14 protein-coding genes are annotated in these 21,041 nt (G+C 45.7%); 12 read left to right on the top strand and 2 right to left on the bottom strand.

The window, feature by feature from the left end:
* The first annotated feature begins 158 nt into the window (after positions 1–158).
* From BUR42_RS22990 to BUR42_RS23000, 3 genes are all read left to right on the top strand, one after another.
* Positions 159–851 (top strand): LuxR C-terminal-related transcriptional regulator, encoded by a 693-nt coding sequence (locus BUR42_RS22990; protein ID WP_159442330.1) that lies wholly within the window; start codon positions 159–161, stop codon positions 849–851.
* 214 nt (positions 852–1,065) lie between these two features.
* Complete coding sequence (locus BUR42_RS22995) at positions 1,066–1,275, top strand: hypothetical protein (RefSeq protein ID WP_074241926.1); 210 nt, start codon at positions 1,066–1,068, stop codon at positions 1,273–1,275.
* 191 nt (positions 1,276–1,466) lie between these two features.
* A complete protein-coding gene (locus BUR42_RS23000) occupies positions 1,467–2,417 on the top strand; it encodes an SPFH domain-containing protein (RefSeq protein WP_074241927.1) in 951 nt (316 codons plus the stop codon).
* 77 nt (positions 2,418–2,494) lie between these two features.
* Here BUR42_RS23000 and BUR42_RS23005 read toward each other — a convergent pair whose 3' ends face one another.
* Entirely contained in the window at positions 2,495–2,935 is a 441-nt protein-coding gene (locus tag BUR42_RS23005) for a nucleoside deaminase (protein ID WP_074241928.1), read from the bottom strand.
* Positions 2,932–5,025, bottom strand: a complete 2,094-nt coding sequence (gene ligA, locus BUR42_RS23010) for an NAD-dependent DNA ligase LigA (protein ID WP_074241929.1) — start codon at positions 5,023–5,025, stop codon at positions 2,932–2,934. Before ligA ends, BUR42_RS23005 begins: the two co-directional genes overlap by 4 nt.
* Positions 5,026–5,097: 72 nt before the next feature.
* Here ligA and BUR42_RS23015 point away from each other — a divergent pair, with 72 nt between their 5' ends.
* From BUR42_RS23015 to BUR42_RS23055, 9 genes are all read left to right on the top strand, one after another.
* Positions 5,098–6,732, top strand: a complete 1,635-nt coding sequence (locus BUR42_RS23015) for an amidohydrolase (protein WP_074241930.1) — start codon at positions 5,098–5,100, stop codon at positions 6,730–6,732.
* A 36-nt stretch (positions 6,733–6,768) separates the two neighbouring features.
* Complete coding sequence (locus BUR42_RS23020; protein ID WP_074241931.1) at positions 6,769–7,473, top strand: NrtR DNA-binding winged helix domain-containing protein; 705 nt, start codon at positions 6,769–6,771, stop codon at positions 7,471–7,473.
* A 546-nt stretch (positions 7,474–8,019) separates the two neighbouring features.
* A complete protein-coding gene (locus tag BUR42_RS23025) occupies positions 8,020–11,355 on the top strand; it encodes a methylmalonyl-CoA mutase family protein (RefSeq protein WP_074241932.1) in 3,336 nt (1,111 codons plus the stop codon).
* A 220-nt stretch (positions 11,356–11,575) separates the two neighbouring features.
* Complete coding sequence (locus BUR42_RS23030; protein ID WP_074241933.1) at positions 11,576–13,354, top strand: MutS-related protein; 1,779 nt, start codon at positions 11,576–11,578, stop codon at positions 13,352–13,354.
* 49 nt (positions 13,355–13,403) lie between these two features.
* On the top strand, positions 13,404–14,486 hold the full coding sequence (locus BUR42_RS23035) for a PA0069 family radical SAM protein (protein WP_074241934.1): 1,083 nt from the start codon (positions 13,404–13,406) through the stop codon (positions 14,484–14,486).
* A 40-nt stretch (positions 14,487–14,526) separates the two neighbouring features.
* A complete protein-coding gene (locus tag BUR42_RS23040) occupies positions 14,527–15,447 on the top strand; it encodes a hypothetical protein (protein WP_074241935.1) in 921 nt (306 codons plus the stop codon).
* Positions 15,448–15,837: 390 nt separating this feature from the next.
* Positions 15,838–16,407, top strand: a complete 570-nt coding sequence (locus tag BUR42_RS23045; RefSeq protein ID WP_074241936.1) for an RNA polymerase sigma-70 factor — start codon at positions 15,838–15,840, stop codon at positions 16,405–16,407.
* Between the two features lie 60 nt (positions 16,408–16,467).
* On the top strand, positions 16,468–17,547 hold the full coding sequence (locus BUR42_RS23050; protein ID WP_074241937.1) for a FecR family protein: 1,080 nt from the start codon (positions 16,468–16,470) through the stop codon (positions 17,545–17,547).
* Between the two features lie 135 nt (positions 17,548–17,682).
* Positions 17,683–21,039, top strand: a complete 3,357-nt coding sequence (locus tag BUR42_RS23055) for a SusC/RagA family TonB-linked outer membrane protein (RefSeq protein WP_074243156.1) — start codon at positions 17,683–17,685, stop codon at positions 21,037–21,039.
* The last annotated feature ends 2 nt before the right edge of the window (positions 21,040–21,041 follow it).

The following is a 21,041-nucleotide window of genomic DNA, read 5'->3' on the forward strand; positions in this document are numbered from 1 at the left end:
ATGTAGGGTTGCAGCTTGTTAACGTCGATGGGATATATGCCTTTTTCTTTTATATTTACATAAAGGTGTTATAACGGTTGTTTAGCATTTAATTATATTCGTATAGTATTCATCGTTAGTTTTCACTATTGTTTGTTTAAAACATAAATATGCAGGACATGGGCACAGAACCACGCGACTCTCTAGATGCGCTGATATCGGAGAATGCGCAATTGCGGAGCCGGCTACAACATTTGGAAAAGATCATAGACAACATGCCGGCTATGCTTTATACGTCCAACAACGCCAAAAAGGCCGTTAACTGGTGTAATCGTAATTTAACAGAAACCCTTGGTTATTCCCTGGAAGAAATCCTTTCCCTTGGTACACAATTCTTTAAAGAGGTCACTCACCCTGATGATGCCAGCATCCTCACCATTTCGCAACAGTCTTTCCAGGAAAAGAAAGGCATGTTCGGAGGGATCATGCGGGTGCGTAAACGAGGAAAGGGAGAATGGTTTTGGGTAGTAGGCCTGGGCATTCCATTTACTTACGACAAGCTGGGAAATGTGGAAGACGTGATCTGCGTTTTCCTGGATTTCACCCACGCCATAGACACTGGCACCCAGATAAGCGAAGCTTTACGCGCTGTATTAAGACGAAGCAATGAAGACGTACTTAACAAACTTACCACCCGGGAAAAAGACATTTTCATCTTAGCTGGCCGCGGACACAACAATAAAGAAATAGCCGAAAAGCTCAATTTGAGCAGATACACTGTTGAAACCCACCGGAAAAACATCCGGTTAAAATTAAAGGTTAAAAATACCCCTGAACTTGTTGCCCTTGCAAAACAGATAGGTTTGCAATAATACCGTACAAATAAGTGTTTTTTAACATTGATAATCAATTTACATATTTCCAGATGTAATCTGTAATACCCTTCTACAACTGAAGTGTGATGCGGAAATGCGGTCAAAAAATACCCAAGCTTGGGTATTTTCAATCGTGTCAAACTCCACTAATTTAGTAGCCTGAATTATCACGGAGTTCATTTGGATAGTTTTTGAGGTAATACTTATCACTATGATAACCGAAGAAAATGCGTATGATATCCTGGCATTGGATCAAACTGCCACACCCGAAGAAATTGTTACCAGGTATCAAACATTAAAGGACAAGTACAAAAAAATTAAAGAAGAAGCCGATGATCTGAAAACCCAATTAGCCTATCAATTAAAGCAAATTGAGTTGGATGATGTATTTATCTACTTCAAGAAATGCCAAAAGATATAATAGATCTATTAGTATTTCATGCATTGTCGCGTGTTTAACCCACACGGATCATTCGTTGTTTGTTATTCTCCAAAAAAATCCACGCAAACCGGCCTTTTAAATCCGCGTGTTTGGAAACCCTGCTTGCCGTTCAATAACGATTACCCATAGTGGAGGATTTTGATTACATTTAGGTTCAAATCCTTTACACTATGGATAACCTTTTTTTGTATATTCTTATTGGGCTGGTCGTTATTACCCTGTTGTCTTCCTTTGTAACCGTACAACAGGGAACCATTGGTGTTACTACCATCTTCGGCAAGTATAACCGCATACTAATGCCGGGGCTTAACTTCAAAATACCCCTGATCGAAAAGGTATTTAAACGCATCTCTATTCAAAACCGTTCTGTGGAACTGGAATTCCAGGCTATTACGGTGGACCAGGCGAATGTTTATTTCAAAGCCATGTTGCTCTACTCCGTGCTGAACCAGGAGGAGGAAGTCATCAAAAACGTGGCCTTCAAATTTATGGATGAACGTAGTTTTATGCAGGCACTGATCCGTACCATCGAAGGTTCCATCCGTGGTTTTGTGGCTACCAAAAAACAGGCGGAAGTGCTGGCCCTTCGGAAAGACATTACGGAACACGTAAAAGAACAGATAGACGTTACGCTGGAAACATGGGGATTCCATCTGCAAGACCTTCAATTGAATGATATCACTTTTGATGATGCCATCATGCGCTCCATGGCCCAGGTGGTTGCATCCAATAACCTGAAAGCTGCTGCTGAGAACGAAGGGCAGGCTTTACTGATCACTAAAACCAAAGCGGCGGAAGCGGATGGTAATGCCATTAAGATTGCTGCGGAAGCAGAAAGGCAGGCGGCACAATTACGTGGCCGTGGTGTGGCACTTTTCCGTGAAGAGGTGGCCAAGGGTATGAGCATGGCTGCAAAAGAAATGCAGCAGGCTAACCTGGATACTTCTGTGATCCTGTTCTCTATGTGGGTGGAAGGCATCAAACATTTCTCTGAAAACTCCCGTGGCAACGTGATCTTCCTGGATGGTTCTTCAGAAGGCATGGATAAAACCATGAAGCAACTGATGAGTTTAAATCAGTTGATGGAAGTGAAACATGAAACGGCTCCGCCGAAGAAATAATTATTACTGTAAAAGAGAAGGACCGTTCTGGGAAGAGCGGTCCTTTTTTATTTTTATAAGAAAGACGCAGCGAACCGCTACTTCCTTCTCGCTGCAAAAAATTCCTTCACCATCTTCAAACTCTCTTCTCCATACAACCCGCTTTCCAGTTTCGTTTTTGGATGAAAGGGAGAACGTTCCCCGGCCACTCTCCTGTATCCGTTCTTCTCATCTTCCGCACCATATACGATCCTGCCGATCTTACTCCAGTAAAGGGCGCCGGCACACATGAAGCAAGGCTCCAGTGTTACATACAACGTGGCATCCATGAGGTATTTGCTGCCTAAATAATTGAATGCGGCAGTGAGTGCGATCATTTCTGCATGTGCTGTACAGTCATTCAGCATTTCCACCTGGTTGTACCCACGGCCAATGATCTGTTCATTCATCACTACTACTGCGCCAATAGGTACTTCTCGTTTCTCCTGTGCTTTCTTCGCTTCTTTCAAAGCCTGCTGCATGAAATATTCATCACTCATGAGATCATGTTTATAAATTCATCTTCGGAAAGTATTTTGATCGTGTTGATCTTCTTTGCCTTTTCCAGTTTACTTCCCGCATCTTCTCCTACGATGAGGTAATTCAGTTTGCTGCTTACGCCGCTTAACAACTTTCCGCCATGCTCTTCTACCTTGGCCTCTGCCTCACTGCGTTTGAGTTTATTTAATGTGCCGGTGAAGAGGAATGTCTGCCCGCTTAAGGTACCTTCAGCAGAAAGGGAACCTTTCGTGCTTTGCAGGTTCAGGCCCAGGCGTTCCAGTTCTTTCAGCATGTGAATGTTATCTGCATTAGCGAAGAACTGTTTAACGGAGCCAGCTACTTTAGGGCCGATATCTTCCAGCGCGAGTAATTGTTCCTCTGTGAAGTTCACCAGGTCCATGAGATGATCTACTGCTTTCGCTAAGGTTTTGGCAGTGGTTTCTCCTACATAACGGATACCAAGGCCAAAGATCAAACGGTGCAGCGGTTGCGTGCGGGAAGTATCTATAGCGGTTTGCAGGTTGGTGATGGACTTTGGCCCAAAACCATCCAGTTTGGCTATCTCTTCAAAGTTGAGGGTATAAATTCCCGGTACATCCTTTAACAGGCCCAGTCCATAGAACTTGCGCACCTGGCTTTCTCCCAGGCTACGGATGTCCATGGCATCTTTGCTTACGAAGTGGATCATACGTTCCACTACCTGTGCCTCGCAGTTGATGTTCACACAACGCCATACACTTTCTCCTTCCGGTTTAAAGAGGGCATCATTACATACAGGGCAATTGGCGGGGAACACAATATCTTTTTCACTGCCATCCCGCAGGTCTGCCATGGATTTTACGATATAAGGGATTACGTCTCCGGCTCTTTCCACCAGCACAGTATCTCCGATCTTCAGGTCTTTTTCCCGGATCACATCTTCATTGAATAAGCTCATGGAACCTACCATCACACCGCCGATGGGAACGGGATCTATTTTACCTACAGGAGAAACAGAACCGGTACGGCCTACCTGGAATTCCACGCTACGGAGTTTGCTGGTGGCCTGGCGTGCTTTGAATTTGTAGGCAATAGCCCAGCGGGGGTGATGGGTGGTCATGCCCATTTTATCCTGCAAAGCATAGTCATTCACTTTGATCACCATGCCATCTATTTCATAAGGCAGATCATCCCGCTCGGTTTCAAATTTTAGGCAATGATCTATCACGGCCTGTATGCCACGCACTATTTTCTTTTCTTTGGCAGGGCTGCGGAAACCCAGCTGCCACAACATATCCAGCGTGTTGCTGTGTGTGCGGATTGCTTCCGGTTCTTCCTTATCATCCAACATGGTATGATAGCTCATGTTGTATAAAAAGGCTTCCAGTCCGCGTTTAGCTACTTCATTCGGATCTACGATACGCAAAGAGCCGGATGCGGCATTGCGTGGATTGGCCAGTGGTGGCAGGTTTTCTGCGATACGCTGGTCGTTTAGTTTCTTAAAAGTGGTTTTATTGATCAGCACTTCGCCTCTTAGTTCAATCTGCTGGATCCCATATTTTGAGAATCCGGCAGACAAAGGGATAGAGCGGATCTGGCGGATGTTGACTGTTATCTCGTCTCCCTGTAATCCATCTCCGCGGGTAGCACCACGTACGAGCAGATCATTTTCATAGATCAGTGAAATACTGGCCCCATCGAACTTTGGTTCGATGCAATATTCCAGCTCCTCCAGTCCGCTTGCCTCACGGGCTTTGCGGTCCCAGTCGATCAGGTCATCTGCATCGTAGGAGTTTTCCAGGCTGAGCATGGGTACCAGGTGCTGTACGGTAGGGAATACTTTTGTAAGTCCCTGTGCCACACGTTGTGTGGGAGAATCCGGGGTTACCAGTTCAGGGTGTGCTGCTTCCAGCTTCTTCAACCGGGAGAACAACTGATCATACTCCTGGTCACTCAGCACGGGATCGTCCTGGATATAATAGCGCCAATCGCTGTGGCGGATAACATCCCGCAGGGCGGCAATGGTTTCTGTAATATCAGCATCGGACGCCTGGCTCAGGAGCGTTTTGCCAAGGCGGGCTAATTTGATCTCTGTTTCCTTGTTATACATGATAAGTCAAAAGTCTGCCGTAAATTTAAACTTTAGTTCTATAGTGCGAACGGCCCACCTTAAAATTCTGGTATGAAGCAAGTTATCTATGCCGCAACCCTTTTCATCTTTTTTACAGCCTGTGGCCAGCAGAAGGAAAAAGCAGACCTCATTATCCACCACGGCGTTATTTATACAGCAGATTCCCTTTTCAGTGTGGTAGAGGCCATGGCCATTAAAGGAGGAAAGATACTCGCCCGGGGTACCAATGAATTTATCCTCGGGCAATATGATACAGATTCCAGCATAGATATAAAAGGTGCAGCTGTGTACCCCGGCTTCAATGACGCACATGCGCATTTTGCAGGATATGGGCAATCGCTGCGGCAGGTAGACCTTGTTGGTACACAAAGCTGGGACGAAGTGATAGAAAGGGTAAAGGCTTTTGCATCAACAAATAAAACAGCCTGGATAGAAGGAAGGGGCTGGGACCAGAACGACTGGGCCCTCAAAACCTTTCCGAACAAATCCCGGCTGGACAGTTTATTCCCAACCACCCCGGTATTGCTGGAACGCATAGATGGCCATGCAGCCATAGCCAACCGGGCTGCATTAGATGTGGCAGGTGTAAAAGCAGGGCAGCGCTTAACCGGTGGAACTGTAGAAACCATACAGGGAAAGTTAACGGGTATCTTAATAGATAATGCGATCGGACTGGTGGGTTCAAAAATACCTGCTGCCTCCAAAGAAGAATTCACTTTGCGCCTGGTGGCCGCACAGGAAAAATGCATTGCGGCAGGCCTGACCAGTATCACCGATTGCGGGCTTTCTGTTGCAGACGTGGAAAGGATCGGGAAGTTGTATGAGGAAGGTAAACTGCAACTGCGTTTGAATATCATGTTAAGTGACCAGGATGATAATATCAATTGGCTGCTGAAAAAGGGCCCATTCATTAAGGAGCGTTACCAGGTGCGGAGCATCAAGTTCTATGGGGATGGGGCATTAGGTTCCCGCGGAGCCTGCCTGCTGCATGATTATGCAGATAAACCAGGATGGAAAGGATTCCTGCTGAAGGATGCAAAATACTTTGCATACAGGGCTGAGCAACTGGCCAATACAGACATCCAGATGTGTACACATGCCATCGGGGATTCCGCCAATCGTGAGGTACTGAAGATCTATGCGGCGGCATTAAAAGGGAAGAATACCAAACGCTGGCGGATAGAACATGCGCAGGTATTGGATTCTGCGGACTTTCACTGGTTCGGGGATTACAACATCGTACCATCTGTTCAACCCACACATGCTACGTCAGATATGTACTGGGCAGGAGAACGGTTGGGTGATAAACGGCTGCATTATGCTTATGCGTTTGAGGACCTGCTGAAACAAAATGGCTGGATACCATTGGGAACAGACTTTCCGGTAGAGGATATCAGTCCGCTGCGAACTTTCTATGCCGCCGTTGCAAGGAAGGATAGTAAAGGGTTCCCGGCCGGCGGTTTTCAAAAAGAAAATGCGCTGACAAGGGAAGAAGCCCTGAAAGGCATGACTATCTGGGCAGCACGCGCTTCTTTTGAAGAACATCAGAAAGGCAGCCTGGAACCCGGTAAGGTAGCAGATTTTGTGATCACCAGCCAGGACCTGATGAAAGTGCCCGAAGAAAAAATACTCAGTACACAGATCATCGCCACATATATTTACGGCAAAGCGTTGCATCAGTTATAAATTTGCTATATTTAATACATTCCACGACTAAGTAGTATGTACACCAAAAACATTAACACCCATCTAACCGAGATCAAAGATTATTTTAAAGCAGCTATCTCCATCGATTGTGTAATATTCGGCTTTGACGAGGATGAATTGAAAGTACTGCTCATTGAATCCGATCTCAAAGAATTCAAAGGAAAATGGTCATTGCTGGGAGACATCGTTCATCCTGATGAAGATCTGGAAACGGCTGCCTACCGGGTATTGCGTGAGCGTACAGGTTTGGAGGATGTGTATATGGAACAGGTGCAGGCTTTTGGTGGCCTCAATCGCCATCCTGCCGGAAGGGTGATCACCATAGCCTACTATTCACTGGTGAACATACAGCACGTAGAACTAAAGACCCATTCCAACGAACTGCACTGGCATGCGGTGAAAGATATCAAACACATGGCCTTTGATCATAAAGACATCCTGGCCACCTGTTACCAGCGCCTGCAACATAAAGTAATTGAGCAGCCGGTAGGCTTCAACCTGCTGCCCAAGAAGTTTTCCCTCCGTGAATTACAGAACCTCTATGAAGCCATCCTGGATGTGAAGCTGGACAGGCGCAACTTCCGCAAGAAGTTCTTTGCCATGGATTACCTGATAGACCTCAACGAAGAAGAACAGGAGGTAAGGCACCGCCCGGCCAAATTATATGGCTTCAACCAGGATAAGTACAACCAGCAACACAAGAAAAGTCTCGGGTTTTGATAGGATTTTAACCTCCCTCTAAAATAATTTCGTTGCGTCAAATGCTTTTCCCTATGCGTTTTGCAGGGTGGTATGCCCCTGCCATGGCCGATCCCCTATTCCTGCATATTTCGAGGAATTATGCGGGAAATTTGTTTTTTAACAAAATTTTAATTAAGATTGTGTAAGATATACACAGTGTGTATTCCTATTGATTTCACAGTAGCCAGACAACCAAAAATCTTAAAAGGACCAGAATCATTTTAAAATTCCAGAAGACCCGTTTTCGCTCGTCACAGTAGCCACTAAAGGTGGTTTCAAAAAATATTATATATCGCGTTTTATCGATTCCACGTTATGACCTGGCAGGATGGATGCATGTACATTTTTTCTGCTAAAGAGGCTGTTTACGAAGGTTTGGTCCTTTCTATGCAGCCTCTTTCGTTTTTATCCATTCCTAACCGATTGCGGTTGAACAATTTCCAAGGATTATCTCTTCTTGTTCAATTGATACTAATTCTCTGCTGCAACGTGCTACAGCCGCTATTTTCGTAACTTGCATTCCTTATGTCATATACACCACAACACAAGGTTCGCATTGTTACAGCAGCCGCTCTTTTTGATGGACACGATGCTGCCATCAATATCATGCGCCGGATCATGCAAAGTACGGGAGCAGAAGTGATCCACCTGGGCCATAACCGTTCTGCCGCAGAGATCGTTGACTGTGCCATCCAGGAAGATGCGCAGGGTATTGCCGTTACCTCTTATCAGGGAGGGCATATTGAGTTCTTCAAATACATGTACGACCTGTTGAAGGAAAAGAACTGTGGCCATATCCGCATTTTTGGTGGCGGTGGCGGTACCATCCTGCCTTCAGAAATTGAAGAGCTGCATGCTTATGGCATCACCCGGATCTATTCTCCGGATGATGGACGTAAGTTTGGTTTAGGTGGTATGATAGAAGATGTGGTGCGCCAGTGTGATTTTGAAACCGTGCAAAAAGGGGAATGGGACCTTGCCAAAATAAAACTTACGCAGAATGCTGCGCCTGAAATAGCCAAAGCCATCACTTACGCAGAGAACTTTGCCATGAATGGCCAACTGGCAGGGCTGAAAGCCCTGGCAGGAAAAACGCCTGTTCTTGGAATAACAGGTACCGGTGGTGCCGGTAAAAGTAGTGTAACGGATGAACTCGTTCGCCGCTTCTTGCATGAATATGAGAACAAAACCATCGCGGTTATTTCAGTAGACCCTTCCAAGAAAAAAACAGGCGGTGCTTTATTAGGAGACCGCATCCGGATGAACAGCATCCACCATCCCCGTGCGTACATGCGTTCCCTTGCCACCCGCGAAAGTGATAAGGCCATCAGCCTGCATATCCAGGAAGCAATAGATATCTGCAAAGCGGCAGCCTTTGACTTTATCATCCTGGAAACTTCCGGTATCGGGCAAAGTGATACCGCCATTGTGGACTATTGTGACGTGGCCTTATATATCATGACCCCGGAATATGGTGCTGCCTCTCAGCTGGAAAAGATCAACATGCTGGATTATGCAGACATGATCGCCATTAATAAATTTGATAAAGCCGGCGCACTGGATGCTTTGCATGATGTGCGCAAACAATATAAACGTAACAACGGATTATGGGATGCCAAAGATGAAGATCTGCCAGTGGTAGGTACCATTGCTTCCCAGTTCAACGACCCCGGTGTGAATCAATTATTCGGCAGGCTGATGCACCGCATCGTGGAAAAAACGGGCGTGCATTTCGGGGAAGACAAACCGGATAGGCCTGTGTATGAAACCTCTACCAAATCCCTGATCATTCCACCATCGCGGGTACGTTATCTCGCAGAGATCGGGGAAAGCATTGCAGCATATAGCAGCTGGGTAAATGAACAATGTGCTATTGCCACACAATGGTACCAGGTAGAAGGCGTGTTGAAAGTGCCGGGGCTTTCGCAGGTGGAAGAACTGGAAGAGATCAGCCGGCATTTGCAGTCTCAGCTGAATGCAGAATGTAAAGCCCTGATCACCGGCTGGCCTGCCTTGCAGGAGAAATATACAGCAGATCACTATGTCTTCCAGGTGAGGGACAAAGAGATCAAACTGCCTTTGTATACAGAAAGCCTTTCCCATTCCCGTATCCCTAAAATTTCTTTACCGCAGTATAAAGACTGGGGGGATATCCTCCGCTGGCAGTTGATGGAAAACCTGCCGGGAGAATTTCCTTATGCAGCAGGCGTGTTCCCGCTGAAACGGGAAGGAGAAGATCCAACGAGGATGTTTGCCGGAGAAGGTGGCCCGGAAAGAACGAACAAACGCTTCCATTACGTGTCTGTAGACCAGCCAGCCAAAAGGCTTTCCACGGCTTTTGACAGCGTAACATTATATGGAGAAGATCCTGCTTACCGCCCGGATATCTATGGAAAGATCGGTAACTCCGGCGTGAGCATTGCCACGGTGGATGATGCAAAGAAATTATACAGCGGCTTTGATCTCTGTGATCCCAAGACCTCTGTATCCATGACCATCAATGGACCCGCGCCAATCCTGCTGGCCTTCTTTATGAACGCCGCCATCGATCAGCAGTGCGAAAAATACATTGCAGAGAACGGATTAACCGATAAGGTGAATGCTATCATTAAAAAGAAATTCAAAGATCATCCGGTATACGCTGGTGCATTGCCGCATGGTAATAATGGACTGGGACTTCAGTTGCTGGGGATCTCAGGAAGCGATGTGCTGGAACCGGAAGTATATGAAAGGATAAAGGCACATGCATTAAGCACCGTGCGTGGTACCGTGCAGGCAGATATCCTGAAGGAAGATCAGGCACAGAACACCTGCATCTTCTCTACGGAATTTGCGCTGAAGCTGATGGGGGATGTGCAGGAATATTTCATTACACGTAAGGTGCGTAACTTCTATTCTGTGAGTATCTCCGGATACCATATTGCAGAAGCCGGCGCGAACCCCATTACACAGCTGGCATTTACGCTGGCCAATGGGTTCACTTACGTAGAGTATTACCTGAGCCGTGGCATGAACATCGATGATTTTGCACCGAACCTTTCCTTCTTCTTCAGTAATGGCATGGACCCTGAGTATGCCGTGATTGGCCGTGTTGCACGGAGGATCTGGGCAAAGGCCATCAAATATAAATACAAGGGGAACGACCGTTCGCAGAAACTGAAATATCATATTCAGACTTCCGGCCGCAGTTTACATGCACAGGAAATAGACTTCAATGATATCCGTACCACCTTGCAGGCATTGTATGCGATCTACGATAACTGTAACTCGTTGCATACAAATGCTTATGATGAAGCGATCACCACACCCACAGAAGAAAGTGTGCGCCGCGCAATGGCTATTCAGCTGATCATCAACAGAGAATTAGGCACCGCAAATAATGAAAACCCTAACCAGGGAAGTTTCTTTATCGAGGAACTAACAGACCTGGTGGAAGAAGCTGTGCTGGCTGAGTTTGAGCGGATCACGGAACGCGGTGGTGTGCTTGGAGCAATGGAAAGAATGTACCAGCGAAATAAGATCCAGGAAGAAAGCCTGTATTATGAATCACTGAAACATACCGGGGAGTTCCCGATCATTGGTGTGAATACCTTCCTGAATAAAAATGGTTCGCCTACAGTAATTCCAATGGAGGTGATCCGTTCCACCACAGATGAAAAAGAGTTCCAGATCAATACGCTGCTGTCTTTCAAAGAAAGGCATTCCTTTGATGCAGGAGAAAAGCTCAAACGCTTGCAGGAAGTGGCTGTGCAGAACGGGAACCTTTTCGAGGAGCTGATGGAAACAGTGAAGTATTGTTCGCTGGGAGAGATCACGAATGCCTTGTATGAAGTGGGCGGGCAGTATAGAAGGAATATGTAGGCTGTAGTGTGAGGTAGAACAACTGCCAGGGCTAAGTACACATGGTATAATGCCGGTCATATCAGATACAGTAACAAAAGCACCGTTCAACAAAGAACAAACGGATGAAGTGAGTGACACAACGGCGGCTGAATAAAGCGCAAAAGCTGGCTACATCAACATTCATATTATAAAAAGCCTGGGTATTCCAACACCCGGGCTTTTATATTATCTTTCCGGTATGCAACCGGCATCAACTTATCAACAACGCATCGACTTATTTAAGAAACAACTGGCACAAACGGAAGGTCACCTGAAGAACCTGAGCGTGGCGCGCCTTGTGTGTTTCATTGGTATATTATTTACAGGCTGGCAATACTTCAGTACCAACTTTGAACTGATCTGGATCATTTTTGTAGCCCTGCTTGTGACTGCTTTTGTAGCATCCCTTGTATTCTACCAGAAAGCAAAAGACCGCGAAGCCTTGCTGAGGGGCTTGCTAAGGCTGAACCAGAAAGAACTTCGTGTAGTCACTGAACAGGTCGCGGAGTTTGAGGACGGAGAGGAATTCATCAATGATCAGCATGATTTCTCAGGAGACCTGGATGTTTTTGGGCCTTCTTCTCTCTTTCAATACCTGAACAGAACAGGAACCTATTCCGGGAAACAGCACCTGGCCGCTACTTTACAAACACCATTAACAGCGCCTTCAAAGATAACAGCCGTGCAGGATGCCGTAAAAGTATTATCCGCAGAAATAGATTTCCGCCAGCACTTTACGGTACATGCAGCATTAGCGGATGAAGGAAAGGATGATGTACGGGGCATTCAACAATGGCTGGATGCGCCGATGCAATTCATTCATAAAAAAGCTTTGAACACCGCCAGTTGGGTAATGCCGGTATTCGTGCTATCGGCAATTGTGTATTATGCTGTGACTGGGAACTATGTTTATTTCCTGCTAAGCTTAATGGTGAACTGGTGCATCCTGCTGCTGAATGTAGCGAAAGTTACGGCCATGCATAACCTGCTCTCCAATAAAGAAAAGGTACTGAAGAAATTAGCGATGCTGCTGCAAATGATCAAACAGGCAGACTGGAAAGGATCTTCCCTGTTGCAGGAACAACAGCAAACTGCCGCAGAAGCTGATAAAGCCATGCATCAGCTGGCCAGGATCAGTAATCAACTGGACCAACGTCTCAATTTACTCGTGGGGGTGGTACTTAATTCTATCATGCTGTATGATCTGCATTGCGCATTTCGGCTGGAGCGCTGGAAGGAAAAGTATAAGAGTAAACTAAGCACATGGACGGGTGTGATCGCACAGCTGGAAACCACTAACAGCCTTGCTTCCTTTGCATATAATCATCCCAACTATACTTATCCGCAGATCACTGCCACGCAAGGTGTGAAAGGTACTGCCATAGGACATCCCCTGATCCCTGCCGCAGAGAGTGTAACGAATGACTGCAGCATCGGGCATGGGGAGCAGTTCTTAATTATTACGGGTTCCAACATGTCCGGTAAAAGTACTTTCCTGCGGAGTGTAGGGGTGAACTGGTTGCTGGCCATGACGGGTGCGCCGGTATGTGCAGCCAGTTTTTCCTGTAGCCCGCTGCGTATTATGACCTCCATGCGGATCAAAGATTCCATCGCGCGGCATACCTCCTACTTCCAGGCAGAATTGTTGCGCCTGCAGCATATTATTGAAGTATTAAAAACAGGGCAGCCGGTTTTCATTATCCTCGATGAAATACTCAAAGGCACCAACTCAGAAGATAAACTCTCCGGCTCCCAACAGCTGATCCGGCATTTCCTGCGTTACAGCTGTTTGGGTATGATTGCCACACATGACCTGGAACTGGGTGCCCTGGAAGCGGAAAACCCACAGCATATCCGGAATTATTGTTTCGAAAGCTCCCTGGAAAACGGGCAATTACATTTTGATTACCAGATGCGGCCCGGTATTGCCCGGAATAAGAATGCCACCTTCCTCATGAAACAGATGGGAATTATTTAATTGGTAGTTGCTAATAAAATTAGTACATTTACTAAAATTATTAGTGTCTATGACGCTCCCATTTTCCGACACACCACCAGAAAATCCATACTACAAAGGGAGAGGCGCCCAACTGAACCCAAAGAACAAGTTCCTGGCAGAGGAATACGCCAAAGAACATCCCGAAGCTATCGATGAATGGTGGCAGGCAGATGTGCCTACCCAGATCTTTGAGGAACATTCCAAAACCCTTGTGAATAAAGTGGACAGTCCTGATGTGGGCATGTGGTATTCCATGAACCCCTACCAGGGATGTGAGCATGGCTGTATCTATTGTTATGCGCGGAACTCCCATCAGTATTGGGGTTTCAGTGCAGGCCTGGATTTTGAAAGGAAGATCGTGGTCAAGAACAATGCGCCGGAGTTACTGCGTAAATTCCTGAACAACAAGAACTGGGTGCCTAAACCACTTTCGCTGTCCGGCAACACGGACTGTTACCAACCCATAGAACGCAAGATGTTCATCACCCGGCAATTGCTGGAAGTAGCCCTGGAATATAAACAGCCGATAGGCATCATCACCAAAAATTCCCTGGTGCTGAGAGATAAATACATCCTGCAGCAAATGGCGGAGCAGAAGCTGGTGTGCGTATACATCTCCCTCACTTCTTTACAGGAAGATCTGCGGCAGAAGATGGAACCCCGTACAGCCACTGCGGCCCAGCGGTTGAAGGTGATCAGGGAATTGTCTGAATTAGGGGTCCCGGTTGGAGTGATGACGGCGCCTATTATTCCCGGCTTAACAGATCATGAGATCCCGCGTTTGCTGGAGCAGGCTTCTGCAAATGGTGCTAAGTATGCGGGGTATACGGTAGTGCGTTTGAACGATGCCGTGAAGATCATCTTCAACGATTGGTTGTATAAGAATTTTCCGGACAGGGCAGATAAGGTGTGGCATCTGATCGAGAGCATGCATGGCGGGAAAGTGAATGATAGTGATTTTGGAAGAAGGATGCGTGGGGAAGGGAATATTGCAGAGTTGATCAAGCAGCAGTTTAAACTGCATACAAAGCGGCTGGGGATGAACCAGGAAAGGTTTGAGTTTAATACTTCGTTGTTTCAAAGGCCTACGAGCCAGTTGAGTTTGTTTTAGGGGGAATTGTTCTTACATTGCGGCTAAATATCAGTTACCTATGACGATCAAGACCCATCTAACAGCTGCATTGTTGCTATTAACCTGTTATGTTGCCAACGCCCAAAGCCCTACTACTGCTGATGGCATAATTTCAATCCGGGATGCACAGAACATCATATTAAAGAAGGCTACCAATACTTCAGGTCAGCTATACCTGGGATTTTATAATGCTGATAGCTCAAGACGGGGTTATTTGGGCTATGCATCGCCAGCTGGTGCCGGCAATTCTTTTTTTATCAGTAACGATGATGGAAGCCCAACAATAGTAAACCAACGATTATTCGTAAATGGTGTAACTGCAGATAATAATACGGCGTTACTGGTAAATGGCCATGCTACTGCCGTTGGCTTTATTGCCCGGCAACAGACAGGTATTCATGGTAACCGGGTATACTCCCTGGCAGATGGATTGGGCAGGGACAGATTTGCAATTGGTTTCAGAGATGTGGAGGGTGGAAGTAACACCGGCAGTAATTTTTCTATTTTCTCTTACAATGATAATGGTGATTTTGTAACTACTAATTTTACTATTAACAGGGCAACCGGCAATGTTGGAATCGGTACAACAGAACCGGGTGACTATAAGCTGGCTGTTGAGGGTACCATCGGTGCACGAAAAGTAAAAGTGACCACACAACAACCATGGGCCGATTTTGTATTTGACCCCGCTTATACGCTTCCTTCTTTAAAGCAGGTAGAAGCACATATCAGGGCGTATCGCCATTTGCCAGGCATTCCCTCTGCGAATGAAATAACAAAAAATGGATTGGACATAGGAGATATGCAGCAGAAGCAAATGCAAAAGATCGAAGAGCTTATGTTATATGTGATCGATCTCAATAAGAAGCTGGAGTTGCAGCAGCAAACAATACTGGAACAAGGAAAGGAGCTGGAGGAATTGAGAAAGAAAAAGCTTTAAAGCTTCGCGGAGTAATACTTACAAAAGACTATACCTGCGGGCACTGCTATGATACCATAATCCAATAACATAATAAAGCTGGCAATCACTTTACCTGGTGGGGTATCTGGAGCCATTCTTTTACCTGCGGGATATTAACTATCCCTGTCTGTTGCAAAAATACTTCGGCCTGTTTAAATTGATCACGTGTGATGGGCATCGAAGCTTCGGATTCCTGCTTTGCTGCGTTTTTTCAGTTTCCGCAGGATCTCCCTGCGTCTTTCTTTTTCATTCATACATCTAAAAAAACAGTATTTTAGCTATACCGGATTCTTAACACAAAGAAAATATCGATTTATTTAATAAGCGATATTGGTTCCGGATATTGCAGGACCATACCACGGGGTTCATATGATAGAGTCTGTTACTCAAATCTTTATTGATCTGATTGCTGAAAAGAAGGATGGGGACGCATACAAGTTTTTGTACAAGCAGTACCAGCCTGTGCTTTTGCAATTTGCCACGGCTTATCTAAAGGCGAAAGAGCCCGCGGAAGAGATCGTGAATGATGTGCTGTACAAGGTTTGGCAGAAGAAAGAAAACATTGCAGCCATCAGTAATCTCCGGGCTTTTCTCTTTACCGCCGTGAGAAATGCCTGCTTAAACCTCATGGTAAAATTAAAAGAAGAACAGTCCTTTTTATCTGGTATACCTGTACAAGACCTCACTGCCATTGACCCCGAAAGTATTGTTATTTCCACCGAACTCAGCGACTGCATCAGAAATGCCATCCAATCCCTTCCCCCAAGATGCCGGCAGATCTATGAAATGGTGCGCATAGAAGGGTTACGTAATAAAGATGTGGCCGAACTGCTCGATCTCTCCGTTAATACCATTGATGTACAACTGGCCATTGCCCTGAAAAAGCTGGTGCAGGCAGTAAGTACTTTCAACCGCCAGGGGCCTTCAAAAAAATATTGACCCGCACTTAGTAGAATCTCCTCTTTTTCTTGTCTTATCAGTAAAAGCAACCTAAATCAAATGAAAGATACCAACAGGATCTGGTTCTTGATGGGTAAAGAATTATCCCATTCCATCACATTAGAGGAGGAAGAAGAACTAAGAGCACTGCTGGCTTCTGAGCCTGAATTATGGTATTCCTACGAACTGATCCAGGCAGTTTACCAGATGGACGATGTTACACAGGAGTATGTGCAGGAGATCAAATCATTGCTGGATAACAGGATAGAGCCGGAAAGACTGAACTTAATATTATTAACAAAACTGGAAGAAACAGACCGGCAGGTACAGCCTGTGCCTCCTTCAAAATACAGGTCCTTATACCGTTTTGCTGCTGTTTTTGCGGGTATTGCCGTACTCTCCCTGGCAACATGGCTGATCTTTAAACCAGCTGTGGTAAAGGAACCGGCGATAGTAGCGATGCAGGAGATAGTGGCGCCTAAAGGGGCCAGGAAACATATTACACTGGCAGACGGTACAACGGTATGGCTGAATGCCGGTAGTAAACTGAGCTATCCCGCTGATTTTAGCCTTGCCAAACGGGAAGTATACCTGAGCGGAGAGGCTTATTTTAAAGTAGTCCACCACGACGAATACAATTTTATTGTTCATACCGCAGAAGCGGATATCAAAGACCTGGGTACCACCTTCAATGTCAAAGCCTATGAAGGAAGTTCGAAAACAGAAACCACATTAATAGAGGGCGCTCTTGAAGTATCCCTCCGGAAAGACCCGGCAAAGAAAATGCTGATGGTGCCCCGGGAAAAGCTGGTATTACAGCATAAGCAGCCAACATTAGCAAAAGAAGTAAAGGTTTTTGAAGTGTCTACCATTGTGCCGTTCGAGAAAACAAACGACATCGTTGAAACAGCATGGGTGGAGAATAAACTCATTTTCAGGAATGAACGCTTTGAAAGCCTCGCCCTGATGATGGAAAGAAGATATAATGTTTCGATCATTATTAAAGACAAGACCATTAAAGAATACCAGCTTACCGGCATCTTCAAGAATGAGAACCTGACGCAAGCGCTGAAACTCCTACAGGTTATCGCACCTTTTAAATTTAAAATTAATAATGAACAGGTTGTTATTTATAAGTAGAAGTGATTCAGGATAATAACACAGGCTTATAAACAGAAAAAGAGAGATGCGCTAACATCCCTCCTTCTTTCTCCTGAATTTTTATTGGAAGCTACGTTCGAAGGCATCTTCCAAAAAACAGTAAAAACTAAAAGTATGAAAAAAAATCTACTTATCGGATGGCTGTGCCATCTGGTTAATGTTAAGCAAATTGAAAAGACCATGCGACTTACGCTCATTGCTGTTTTTCTATTTTGCATGCAGTTGTCCGCCAAAGTATACTCTCAAAAGGACGTTAAACTCTCATTAGAAGCGAAGGATATCAGATTTTCAAAGGCGCTTGATAAAATTGAGACTGCTACAGGATGCCGTTTTTTCTACAATTCAAAAGAGGTTTCTCTCAATAAGCTGGTGTCCATCAGCACCAACGGTAACCAGAAATTAACAGATGTATTATCCCTCCTGCTGGGCCCCATGAACCTGAACTACCGGTTGTTATCGGACAGTGTGATTGCCATCACGGCCTCTCCTGACGCACGTTTTTCGCTTCTAAAGGGAACAGTAAAAGACAGTAAAGGTGTTGCTTTACCGGGTGTAACAATCGTGGTAAAAGGCACCAATAAAGGAACTTCTACCAATACAGAAGGACAGTTTGAACTGGATGTACCAGACAATGCCGTACTCGTGATCACCTATATCGGTTTCCAGAACCAGGAGCAACCCGTAAATGGAAGAACTTCGATAGATATTGTATTACAGGATGAGGCCAAGGGGCTGAACGAGATCATTGTGGTAGGTTATGGCACACAGAAGAAAGCATTCACCACAGCCGCTATTTCCACGGTAAAAAGTGACGACATTGCCCGGAACCCTGTAGCCAATATGAATAACAGTATCGCAGGCCGGGTTTCCGGTGTGCTGGCCTTCCAGAATAGTGGTGAACCGGGAGAAGATGCATCCCTGATCAGGGTAAGAGGTGTTGGAACAACCGGTAGCCGGAATGGACCATTAACGATAGTAGACGGCATTCCCCGTAACTTTTCCCAGATCTCCCCAAACGAAATTGAAACCATCACGGTGCTGAAGGATGCAGCAGCGATCGCTCCTTATGGCCTGGCAGGTGCAAATGGTGTGATCCTGATCACTTCCAAGAGAGGCAAACAGGGTAAGAGCCAGCTGAGCTTTGGTACCTGGTACGGGTTACAAAGTCCTACCCAATACCCGCATTACCTGGATGCTTACGGTTTTGCTTCTACTTTGAATGTGGCGAATAAAAACGCAGGACTTGCGCCCGCTTATACAGATGCACAATTGCAGAAGTACAGGGACCATTCCGATCCGGACCATTATCCCGATGTTGACTGGATGAAGGAAGTGATAGACTTTGAAGCACCCATGAACCAACAGAACCTTACCTTTTCCGGTGGTTCTGAAAAGATGCGTTTCTATAGTTCCCTGGCCCGCCTTTATCAGCAAGGCTCTGTGGATGTGATCAATTATACGAGGTATAACTTAGCCACTAACCTGGATGTGAACGCTACAAAATCCACCATTGTTTCCTTAGATATCAAAGGCACTTTTGAAGTAACCAAAAACCCTGGCTCACAAAGCGGAACAGGGATCTATACCTCCGTTACCAAAAACTCCCCTTTACTCAATACCCCGCTGAAATTCTCCAATGGTCTGCCAGGTAATGGCCTGTTGCCTTCCATTTATGAAAGCGGTTATAACAGGAAGAAGGAAAACATTTTCTTCTCCCAACTCTCCATCGAACAATTTGTGCCAGAAGTACCCGGCCTTTCATTCAAAGCTGTAGCAGCGTACGATAAGAACTATAATACTAACAAACAGTGGCAATTGCCCTACACCATTTATTCTTTAAATGCACAGGATCAATTCATCCCTACTAAAGCCGGTGTAGTTGCCCCCAGCTTAAGCCAGGCATTTGACGAAGCGATCAATACCACTTTACAGGGCTATATCACTTACAAGCACAATTTTGGTAAACATGGCCTCAATGCATTGGTGGTAGGTGAACTCCGCCAGGGCAATAATAACGCGTTTGATGCTTCCCGCCTGAACTACCAGGTAGCATTGGATGAACTGTCCCTGGGCAGCTCTTCCAAGAACGACCTGGACAACAGCGGTTCTTCTGCTTCTTATAAGCAACTGGGTTTTGTGTACAGGTTAGGGTATGACTTTAACCAAAAGTATATCGTGGAGTTTTCCGGCCGTTACGACGGGCACTATTATTTTGCTCCCGGTAAAAGGTTTGCTTTCTTCCCGGCGGTTTCTTTGGGATGGAGATTGTCTGAAGAAAAATTCATCAGGGATAATTACAAATGGATCGACAACCTGAAACTCCGTGGTTCTTACGGCGTGTCCGGTAACCTGGCAGGTTCTCCGTTCCAATACCTCAGCAGTTACGGCCTGAACAGCAGCTATGGCTTCGGTGGAACACAGTTCACACAGGTGCAGGGTGTTTTTGAAAGAAGTGAACCCAATCCTAACATCACCTGGGAAACAGCGAAGAAATCAGACATCGGCCTGGAAGCTTTGCTGTTCGGTGGTAAACTCGGATTTGAAGTAGACTTCTTTAAAGAAAGACGTTCGGACATGCTGGTAACACCAAATGCAGTGGTGCCGGTAGAATACGGAATCGGTATTTCGCAGGTGAATGCGGGTATCATGGATAACCAGGGTTTTGATTTCTCCATCAACTCTTCCAACACTTTCAAAAACGGACTGACCCTGAATGCGGGTTTCAATTTCTCCTATGCCAAAAACAAGCTGGTACAGACATTTGAAAACGCCTCTACCTTAAATGATCCGAACAGAAGACGTACGGGCAGACCATTGGATACACAGTTCGGTTTAAAGGCGATCGGCCTTTTCCAATCACAGGCAGAGATTGATGCAGCACCTCCCCAGTTCGGTAAACTGATCCCCGGCGATATCAGGTATGCAGATATCAATGGTGATAAAAAGATTGATGATAACGACCAGGTGGTGATCGGCGATCCTGCTTTCCCGCAAATGATCTTTGGCTTAACATATAATCTTGCCTGGAAGGGGGTTGACCTGAGCATGATGTGGCAGGGTGCAGCAAAGAGCAGTTTCCAGTTGACCAACGAAGCTTCACTGCCTTACTTCAATGGCGCCAAGATCTTTAAAGAACAACTGGATTACTGGACACCTGAAAACAGGGATGCCAAATATCCTGTGATCCTTCCTTCTCCCAATACCAATAGCCAGCAGGTTTCTTCTTTCTGGCAAAGGGACGGCGCTTACCTGAGATTGAAGAGTGCAGAACTGGGCTATACTATTCCTGCTCATCTTACCAACAGGTTAAGGATGTCTTCCGTACGGATCTATACTGCTGGTCAGAACCTGCTCACTTTCTCTGCTGAAAAATACCTTGATCCTGAGATCGGTGTGAGCAGCGCCAGTAAAAGGGCGCGTTACTACTTTCAGCAAAAAGTGTTCTCTTTTGGTATCAATGTAAACTTCTAATC

The organism is Chitinophaga niabensis (assembly GCF_900129465.1).
Taxonomy (GTDB): Bacteria; Bacteroidota; Bacteroidia; order Chitinophagales; family Chitinophagaceae; genus Chitinophaga; species Chitinophaga niabensis.

Bases quoted from the DNA above. Each gene is read 5' to 3' on its own strand.
- BUR42_RS22990 (WP_159442330.1), top strand. From the start codon at position 159: ATGGGCACAGAACCACGCGACTCTCTAGATGCGCTGATATCGGAGAAT.
- BUR42_RS22995 (WP_074241926.1), top strand. From the start codon at position 1,066: ATGATAACCGAAGAAAATGCGTATGATATCCTGGCATTGGATCAAACT.
- BUR42_RS23000 (WP_074241927.1), top strand. From the start codon at position 1,467: ATGGATAACCTTTTTTTGTATATTCTTATTGGGCTGGTCGTTATTACC.
- BUR42_RS23005 (WP_074241928.1), bottom strand. From the start codon at position 2,935: ATGAGTGATGAATATTTCATGCAGCAGGCTTTGAAAGAAGCGAAGAAA.
- ligA (WP_074241929.1), bottom strand. From the start codon at position 5,025: ATGTATAACAAGGAAACAGAGATCAAATTAGCCCGCCTTGGCAAAACG.
- BUR42_RS23015 (WP_074241930.1), top strand. From the start codon at position 5,098: ATGAAGCAAGTTATCTATGCCGCAACCCTTTTCATCTTTTTTACAGCC.
- BUR42_RS23020 (WP_074241931.1), top strand. From the start codon at position 6,769: ATGTACACCAAAAACATTAACACCCATCTAACCGAGATCAAAGATTAT.
- BUR42_RS23025 (WP_074241932.1), top strand. From the start codon at position 8,020: ATGTCATATACACCACAACACAAGGTTCGCATTGTTACAGCAGCCGCT.
- BUR42_RS23030 (WP_074241933.1), top strand. From the start codon at position 11,576: ATGCAACCGGCATCAACTTATCAACAACGCATCGACTTATTTAAGAAA.
- BUR42_RS23035 (WP_074241934.1), top strand. From the start codon at position 13,404: ATGACGCTCCCATTTTCCGACACACCACCAGAAAATCCATACTACAAA.
- BUR42_RS23040 (WP_074241935.1), top strand. From the start codon at position 14,527: ATGACGATCAAGACCCATCTAACAGCTGCATTGTTGCTATTAACCTGT.
- BUR42_RS23045 (WP_074241936.1), top strand. From the start codon at position 15,838: ATGATAGAGTCTGTTACTCAAATCTTTATTGATCTGATTGCTGAAAAG.
- BUR42_RS23050 (WP_074241937.1), top strand. From the start codon at position 16,468: ATGAAAGATACCAACAGGATCTGGTTCTTGATGGGTAAAGAATTATCC.
- BUR42_RS23055 (WP_074243156.1), top strand. From the start codon at position 17,683: ATGAAAAAAAATCTACTTATCGGATGGCTGTGCCATCTGGTTAATGTT.